Origin of the sequence: Rhizobium mayense, assembly GCF_030272705.1 — a bacterium.
Classification (GTDB): Bacteria; Pseudomonadota; Alphaproteobacteria; order Rhizobiales; family Rhizobiaceae; genus Rhizobium; species Rhizobium mayense.
The window spans coordinates 38042-45110 of record NZ_JARFYM010000041.1; the positions used below are offsets into that span (position 1 = coordinate 38042).

The 7069-nt window shown below is 60.3% G+C and carries 6 protein-coding genes and 1 pseudogene; 2 read left to right on the forward strand and 5 right to left on the reverse strand.

The window, feature by feature from the left end; genetic code table 11:
- Positions 1–168: 168 nt before the first annotated feature.
- The 3 genes from lysA to argH all read right to left on the reverse strand — a co-directional run bounded on the left by lysA (position 169) and on the right by argH (position 3148).
- The gene (gene lysA / locus PY649_RS30595) at positions 169–1440 is read right to left on the reverse strand and encodes a diaminopimelate decarboxylase (protein WP_285872656.1); all 1272 of its coding nucleotides are present in this window, start codon (positions 1438–1440) and stop codon (positions 169–171) included.
- A gap of 13 nt (positions 1441–1453) precedes the next feature.
- Entirely contained in the window at positions 1454–1648 is a 195-nt protein-coding gene (gene lptM, locus PY649_RS30600) for an LPS translocon maturation chaperone LptM (protein ID WP_285872657.1), read from the reverse strand.
- A 99-nt stretch (positions 1649–1747) separates the two neighbouring features.
- The gene (argH, locus tag PY649_RS30605; protein ID WP_285872658.1) at positions 1748–3148 is read right to left on the reverse strand and encodes an argininosuccinate lyase; all 1401 of its coding nucleotides are present in this window, start codon (positions 3146–3148) and stop codon (positions 1748–1750) included.
- A 23-nt stretch (positions 3149–3171) separates the two neighbouring features.
- On the opposite strand from argH, the gene tlpA reads away from it, so the two are divergent.
- Together tlpA and PY649_RS30615 are read left to right on the forward strand one after the other, a co-directional pair.
- The gene (tlpA, locus tag PY649_RS30610) at positions 3172–3837 is read left to right on the forward strand and encodes a thiol:disulfide interchange protein TlpA (protein ID WP_285872659.1); all 666 of its coding nucleotides are present in this window, start codon (positions 3172–3174) and stop codon (positions 3835–3837) included.
- A 116-nt stretch (positions 3838–3953) separates the two neighbouring features.
- The gene (locus tag PY649_RS30615) at positions 3954–5807 is read left to right on the forward strand and encodes a tetratricopeptide repeat protein (RefSeq protein ID WP_285872660.1); all 1854 of its coding nucleotides are present in this window, start codon (positions 3954–3956) and stop codon (positions 5805–5807) included.
- Between the two features lie 136 nt (positions 5808–5943).
- On the opposite strand, the gene PY649_RS30620 is transcribed toward PY649_RS30615, so the two are convergent.
- Positions 5944–6822 carry a 3-hydroxybutyryl-CoA dehydrogenase gene (locus PY649_RS30620; protein ID WP_285872661.1) on the reverse strand — a complete coding sequence of 293 codons (879 nt, stop codon included), beginning with the start codon at positions 6820–6822 and terminating at the stop codon, positions 5944–5946.
- Positions 6823–6970: 148 nt separating this feature from the next.
- Positions 6971–7069, reverse strand: a pseudogene (locus PY649_RS30625) (electron transfer flavoprotein subunit alpha/FixB family protein); the annotation flags it as partial.

Below are 7069 nucleotides of genomic sequence, written 5' to 3' on the forward strand. Positions count from 1 at the left end.
CGCAATCACGGCGCCCAATGGGCCACGTGTCATAAGAAGATAACATTCTTTGTGGCGAAGACGAGGGCAAGGCCAGTTTTTCATCGGATTTCGCCGAAACGTGATCAAGCCGGTTGGAGGGGCGTGATCGACAAATTCCATCTGATAATCGGTTCCGACAGCCGAAAATTATGCGTCGAGCCAGGCCGGAATCGAATCGAGACCGATCAGCTCTTCATAGGTCTTGCGCGGACGAATGACGTGGAAATCGCCGCCCTTGACCAACACCTCAGGCACCAAAAGCCGGCTGTTATACGTGCCGGCCTGCACCGCACCGTATGCGCCGCCGGAGCTGATGGCCAGGAGATCGCCCGGCTTCGGCATCGCCATTTCGCGGTCGAGGGCCAAATAATCGCCGGTCTCGCAGACCGGGCCGACGACATCGGCCTTGATGCGCGGGGCATTGGCAGCGGTGATCTCCACCGCGCGAATTTCGTGATAGGCTTCGTAAAGCGTCGGTCGGATCAGGTCGTTCATGGCGGCGTCGACGATGACGAAGGTCTTATGGCCTCCGTCCTTCACATAGATCACTTCGGTCACCAGGATACCGGCATTGCCCACGATCAGGCGTCCGGGTTCGGTGACGATCTTGCAGTTCAGACCGCGCAACTGGTTCTTGACGATATGGGCGTAGGCGTCCGGCAGCGGCGGCGGGTTGTTATCGTCGCGGTAGGGAATGCCGAGGCCGCCACCGATATCGACGTGATGAATATCATGGCCGTCGCCGCGCAGCGTCTCGACGAGATCGCGCAACAGCTTGAAGGCATCCTCGAAGGGCTGCAGCTCGGTGATCTGGCTGCCGATATGCATGTCGATGCCGGTCACCTTGATGCCCGGCAGGCTGGCGGCGCGACCATAGACGGCGCGGGCACGCTCCCAGGAAATGCCGAACTTGTTTTCCTTCTTGCCGGTCGAAATCTTCGCGTGCGTGCGGGCATCGACATCCGGATTGATGCGGAAGGAGACAGGAGCGATCTCGCCAGCGCGGATAGCGCGCTGGTTCAGCACTTCCAGTTCCGGCTCGGATTCGACGTTGAAGCAGTAGATGCCGGCTTCAAGCGCCACGTCCATCTCCTGCGCGGTCTTGCCGACGCCGGAGAACATGATGCGGCTCGCGGGGATGCCGGCCGCCAAGGCGCGGTGCAGTTCGCCGACGGAAACGACATCGACGCCAGCGCCGAGCCGGCCGAGCGTCTTCAGAACCGCCTGGTTGGAATTGGCCTTCATCGCATAGCAGACCATGGCGTCGACATCGCCGAAGGCTTCGGAGAAGACACGGTAATGGCGCTCGAGGGTTGCCGTCGAATAGACGTAGAAGGGCGTGCCGACAGCCTTGGCGATTTCGGGAACCGGCACGTCCTCGGCGTAGAGAATGCCGTCGCGATACTGAAAATGGTTCACGGTCGATGCCTGTTTAGAGAAGCGGATCGAGGAAGAACTTCTTGTCCTCGGTGCCTGGCTGTTTGGTCGGCTTGTTGACGTCGCCGCCCTTGGTCGCCGCTGCACTTGGCGGATCGAGTTCGCCTTTGCGGCCACATCCGACGACGGCAAGGCCGATGACCGAAAGCACGACGGTCAGGCGGATGATGTGCGGCATGTTGATCTGCATCGAAATCCTCTTGGGCGGCAAACGCGGAAGCAGTCCTTCATAGCGAAGTTTCCGGGGCTTGTGCACCCTGATTGTTTGATTGTGTTTTGCGCAATTTACTCAGTTGCGGGCGCGCCAGAAGGCGATCTGCTTGCGCACTTCCGACGGCGCCGTACCGCCGTAACTCTTGCGGCTGGCGACCGAGGCCTCGACCGTCAGGACGTCGAAGATCTTGGCCGTGATCGCCGGATTGATCGCCTGTAGTTCTTCGAGCGACAGTTCGGCGAGATCGCAGGATTTGCTCTCGGCAAGCGCGACGGCGCGGCCGGTGACGTGATGGGCGTCACGGAAGGGCAGGCCCGCTTCGCGCACCAGCCAATCGGCGAGATCGGTGGCTGTCGAATAGCCGGAGCCGGCAGCGGCCCTCATGCGGGCCGTATTGATCGTCATGTCGCGCACCATGCCGGTCATGGCGGCGACTGCCAGTTCCAGGCTCTCAGCGGCGTCGAAGACCTGTTCCTTGTCTTCCTGCATGTCCTTGGAATAGGCGAGCGGCAGACCCTTCATGATGGTCAGCAGTGCCACCAGCGAGCCGTTGATGCGGCCCGTCTTGGCGCGCACCAGCTCGGCGGCATCCGGGTTCTTCTTCTGCGGCATGATGGAGGAGCCGGTCGAGAAAGCGTCGGAGAGGCGCACGAAGCCGAACTGCGGCGTCGACCAGATAACGATCTCTTCGGCCAGCCGCGACAGATGCATGCCGGCGATCGCGGCGATCGACAGGAATTCGATGGCGAAATCGCGATCGGAAACAGTATCGATCGAGTTGCGGGTCGGCTCGCGGAAGCCGAGCGCCTTGGCCGTCATGTGACGGTCAATCGGGAAGCCGGTACCGGCGAGCGCGGCGGCGCCGATCGGAGATTCGTCCATGTGCTCGATGGCATGGCGCACGCGCGAGCGGTCGCGGCCGAACATTTCGACATAGGCCATACAATGATGACCGAAGGTGACGGGTTGAGCCGTCTGCAGATGGGTGAAGCCAGGCATGACGGTTTCGGCGTGCTCTTCTGCGCGGTCGAGGAAAGCTGCGATCAGATCGGTCAGCGCCTGCTCGCATTTCTGCAGCTCTTCCTTGACCCAGAGGCGGAAATCGAGCGCGACCTGATCGTTGCGCGAACGGGCCGTGTGCAGCCTTCCGGCCGCAGGGCCGATCAGGGTCGCGAGCCGCGCTTCGACATTCATGTGGATGTCTTCGAGGCGGCGGGAAAATTCGAAATTGCCAGCTTCGATTTCTGACAGGATCGTGTTCAGGCCGTGAACGATCTTGTCTTTATCCTCGGTCGAAATAATGCCTTGATGAGCGAGCATGGCGGCATGGGCGATCGAGCCGCGGATATCCTGTGCAAACAGCTTCTTGTCGAAACCGATCGATGCATTTATCTCCTCCATGATTGCCGCGGGGCCGGAGGCGAAACGTCCGCCCCACATCTGATTGGAGGATTTGGTGTCCGTGCCGTCAGCCATGAGATGCCTACCTGGAGAATGTAATGACAGCAAAGAAGCCGTTCGGTCTGCCGTCCGTGAAACTCGTTCTACTTGCCGCCGTCGCCGGGATCGTCGCCGGTGCGGCAGCGGTATACGTGAAGGAGGCGGGGTATGGCAATGGCGTCGGTGAAATGGCCTCGTCCGGACAGTGCGCGACGGCAAAGGATCGTGCTGCCGCTCTGACACCCTTTACCAAGGGACAGGTCGCCGCAATGGCTGCGCCGCAGGCGCCGGTCTCGCTGCAGGATGTTTCCTTCAAGGGTGCCGACGGACAGCCGCTGGCGCTCAGCAATTTCGCCGGCAAGACGCTGCTGCTGAACCTCTGGGCGACATGGTGCGTGCCTTGCCGTGAAGAAATGCCGGCGCTGAATGCGCTGCAGAAGAGCATGGGCAACGACAAATTCGAGGTCGTTGCCGTCAATATCGACACCGGCGACGACGAAAAGCCGAAGGCATTCCGTGCGGATCACGGCATCGACACGCTCGGCTATTATCGCGACAACTCCATGGGTGTCTTCAATGCACTCAAGAAGCAAGGGCTTGCCTTCGGTCTGCCGGTGACGTTGCTGATCGACAACAAGGGTTGCCTCGTTTCGGCCATGAACGGTCCAGCCGTATGGGACAGCGACGATGCGAAGAAGCTGATCAGGGCTGCGATCGCGCTGTAAGGCCGCCTGCGTGAGTCATGAGATTCGGAACTGATAATTAGGTCATCCTCGGGCAAGGCTGAGGTGAGAGGCTAGAATAATCGCCCAGCCGATTCTCTCTTTGAAAATCGATCCAGATGACCCAGTCGCCAGCCTATGCTCTGCCCGATGCATCAGCGCTTCCCTCCATCCTGGTCCAGGCTGCGGCCTTGATGGGTGCCGGTCGTTACGAGGATGCTATCCATATGTTCCTGTCGGCTGGCGAGCTTGTCAGCCGTGAACCGATAGCATGCAACACGCTGGGTTTTTTGCTGCTGAATGTCGACAGGCCGCAGGATGCTATCTTGTGGTTCGAAACGGCGCTCGGCCTGAAGCCTGATTACGCTCAGGCGATGTCCGGCCTTGGCATGGCATGTCAAAACGCCGGCGATTTTGCACGGGCGCTGCGGTGCTACGAAAATGTGGTTGCCGCGCAGCCGGACGACGCGGCCGCCTGGTACCATCAGGGGGGCATCCTTCAGGAGCTTGGGCGATCGGTCGAAGCGCTTTCGAGTCTCGAGCGGGCAATCACTCTCAAGGGCGACTACAGCCAGGCTCTATCCAAGCGCAGCCAGGTCATCGAGTCGCTGCGCAATGTGCCGGACGCCATACAAGACGCTTTGCGCAATTGCCATGAGTCGCCCGAGGATGCGACATCGTGGTCGCAGCTCGGAGATACTCTCCAGAAATCCGGCGATTTCGACAGGGCAATAGCAGCCTATGACAGAGGATTGTCGCGCTTTCCCGAGGATTTTCGTTGCCTCTGCAACAAGGCGCAAGCGCTGGAGGCGACTGGGCGCTGGCGCGAGGGTCTGGCTGCGGCTCAACGGGCGCTGCGTGTCGAGCCGACGGACCGCGAAGCGCTGATGCTTTGCGGAAAGTTCGAGCTCAGGCTCGGCAATCCAGAGGCTGCGCATATTTGTTTTCTGGCGGTCGCCGAGATGGGGGTGGTCCGCAACTATCCGACGGCGAAGAAGCCCGCAAGGTTTCGAGTGCTGCTGCTCTTCTCACCCGAGGCTGGCAACACCCCCTATGAGGACCTCATCAGAGACAGTTGCTTCGACACGGAGGTGATTTTCATCCTCCGTGGCTATCGCAATGACCCGAGTGTCCGCAGCGAGCGGGTTGATGTCGTCGTCAATCTCGTTTCGGAAACCGACTTTGGGCTCGATGTGATGGCATCCGCCATTGATGTCGCCGATTCCTTGCAAAGGCCGGTCGTCAATCACCCGCGGCTGATGCTCGCGACGGATCGCGAATCGATCTCGCGGCGCCTGAGCGGCGTTGCGAATGCGGTCATGCCGGCGACGATTCGTATCGAGGCTAAGGATCTGCGTCGCCGGGTGCGCGCTGGCGATACCGGTGCCTTTCCGTTGATCGTGCGTCATACGGGCAAGCATGGCGGCGATATGATGGAGCTGGTGGCGGATGCCGACGCCCTGCTGAGCTTTGCCGAGGAGGCCGGAGATCAGGCTCTCTATCTGACGGATTTCATCGACTACAGCTCACCCGATGGGCTTTTTCGCAAGTACCGCTTCGTCTTCATCGGAGATGAGATACTTCCGTATCACCTGGCCATCGGTGATGGCTGGAAGGTGCATCACGTAACGACACGCATGGCGGATGTCGAATGGATGCGCAAGGAGGAAGAGGCTTTTCTTAACGACCCCAGCAGCGTCTTCGGGCCAGACGGCATGGCGGCCCTCGATGCCATCCGCCGCCAGATCGGTCTTGATTATTTTGGAATCGATTGCTCGCTGGATTCCGAGGGTAGGGTGGTAATTTTCGAGGCCAACGCCTCGATGCTGATCCACCTTCATAATGAGCGCTTCGAGTATAAGACGCCGCACGTGAAGAGGATCAAACAGGCGTTTGAGCTGCTTCTGGAGCGGCGAGCGAACGAGTTCCGAGCATCGGTTTCGGCAGCCCGCGCGCTATCGAATAAGCTCTGAGACAGGTACCGGCTCACCATGAGGGCTAATCATCTGCGCCCGACCGCATAGCTTGCCCCCGACCTCATCCTGAGGTGCGCAGGCCAAAGGCCGAAGCCTCGAAGGATTAGGGTCGGCCCCAAGCCTGCCGAAAAGATCAGCGGGTCGGAACAGGTGTTTCGCCGCGATAGTCATAGAAACCTCGGCCGGATTTGCGGCCGAGCCAGCCTGCTTCCACGTATTTCACCAGCAGCGGGCAGGGGCGGTATTTCGAATCCGCCAGACCGTCATGCAGCACCTGCATGATCGACAGGCAGGTGTCGAGGCCGATGAAATCAGCGAGCTGCAGCGGGCCCATCGGGTGGTTGGCACCCAACCGCATCGCGGTGTCGATGGCATCGACGGTGCCAACGCCTTCATAGAGCGTATAGATCGCCTCGTTGATCATCGGCAGCAGGATGCGGTTGACGATGAAGGCCGGGAAGTCTTCAGCCACCGTGATCGTCTTTTCCAGCGAGGTGACGAATTCCTTGGCGGCGGAGAAGGTCGATTCCTCGGTGGCGATGCCGCGCACCAGCTCGACCAGCTTCATCACCGGCACCGGGTTCATGAAGTGAATACCCATGAAGCGCTCCGGCCGGTCGGTCGCGGATGCGAGCCGCGTGATCGACAGCGACGACGTGTTGGTGGCGAGTATCGCCTCGGGCTTCAGGACGGGACAGACCTGAGCGTAGATTTTGCGCTTGACGCTTTCGTCCTCTGTCGCGGCCTCGATGGCGAGGTCGACATGGGCGAGGTCGTTAAGATCGGCCGAACCGGTGATGCGCGACAGCGCCGCCTTGCGGTCCTCGTCGCTGGTCTTGCCGGAAGCAACCTGGCGGGCAAGGTTGCCGTTTATGGTCGCGAGGCCGCTTTCGATACGATCCTGCGACAGATCATAGATGTGAACCTTGTAACCGGCCATGGCAGACACGTGGGCAATACCGCAGCCCATCTGGCCTGCGCCGATAATACCGATCGTCTTCAGCGAACTCATTGCCAACTCCCCGGCGGCGCGTTCTTGGTGGCGCGCCATGCTTTTCGTCATAAATTTGCCGGACTCTTTCCAGCCCGGCAAGATTGATAGCCCCATAAAGGACGATTTTCCAGTCTCTCGCAACTGCGAAAGAGACCAAATAGCGCGATCACAGCGCCTTTTCGAGTTCCGGCAGTGCCTCGAAGAGGTCGGCGACGAGGCCGTAGTCGGCGATCTGGAAGATCGGCGCCTCTTCGTCCTTGTTGAT

Bases quoted from the DNA above. Each gene is read 5' to 3' on its own strand.
- lptM (WP_285872657.1), bottom strand. From the start codon at position 1,648: ATGCAGATCAACATGCCGCACATCATCCGCCTGACCGTCGTGCTTTCG.
- argH (WP_285872658.1), bottom strand. From the start codon at position 3,148: ATGGCTGACGGCACGGACACCAAATCCTCCAATCAGATGTGGGGCGGA.
- tlpA (WP_285872659.1), top strand. From the start codon at position 3,172: ATGACAGCAAAGAAGCCGTTCGGTCTGCCGTCCGTGAAACTCGTTCTA.
- PY649_RS30615 (WP_285872660.1), top strand. From the start codon at position 3,954: ATGACCCAGTCGCCAGCCTATGCTCTGCCCGATGCATCAGCGCTTCCC.
- PY649_RS30620 (WP_285872661.1), bottom strand. From the start codon at position 6,822: ATGAGTTCGCTGAAGACGATCGGTATTATCGGCGCAGGCCAGATGGGC.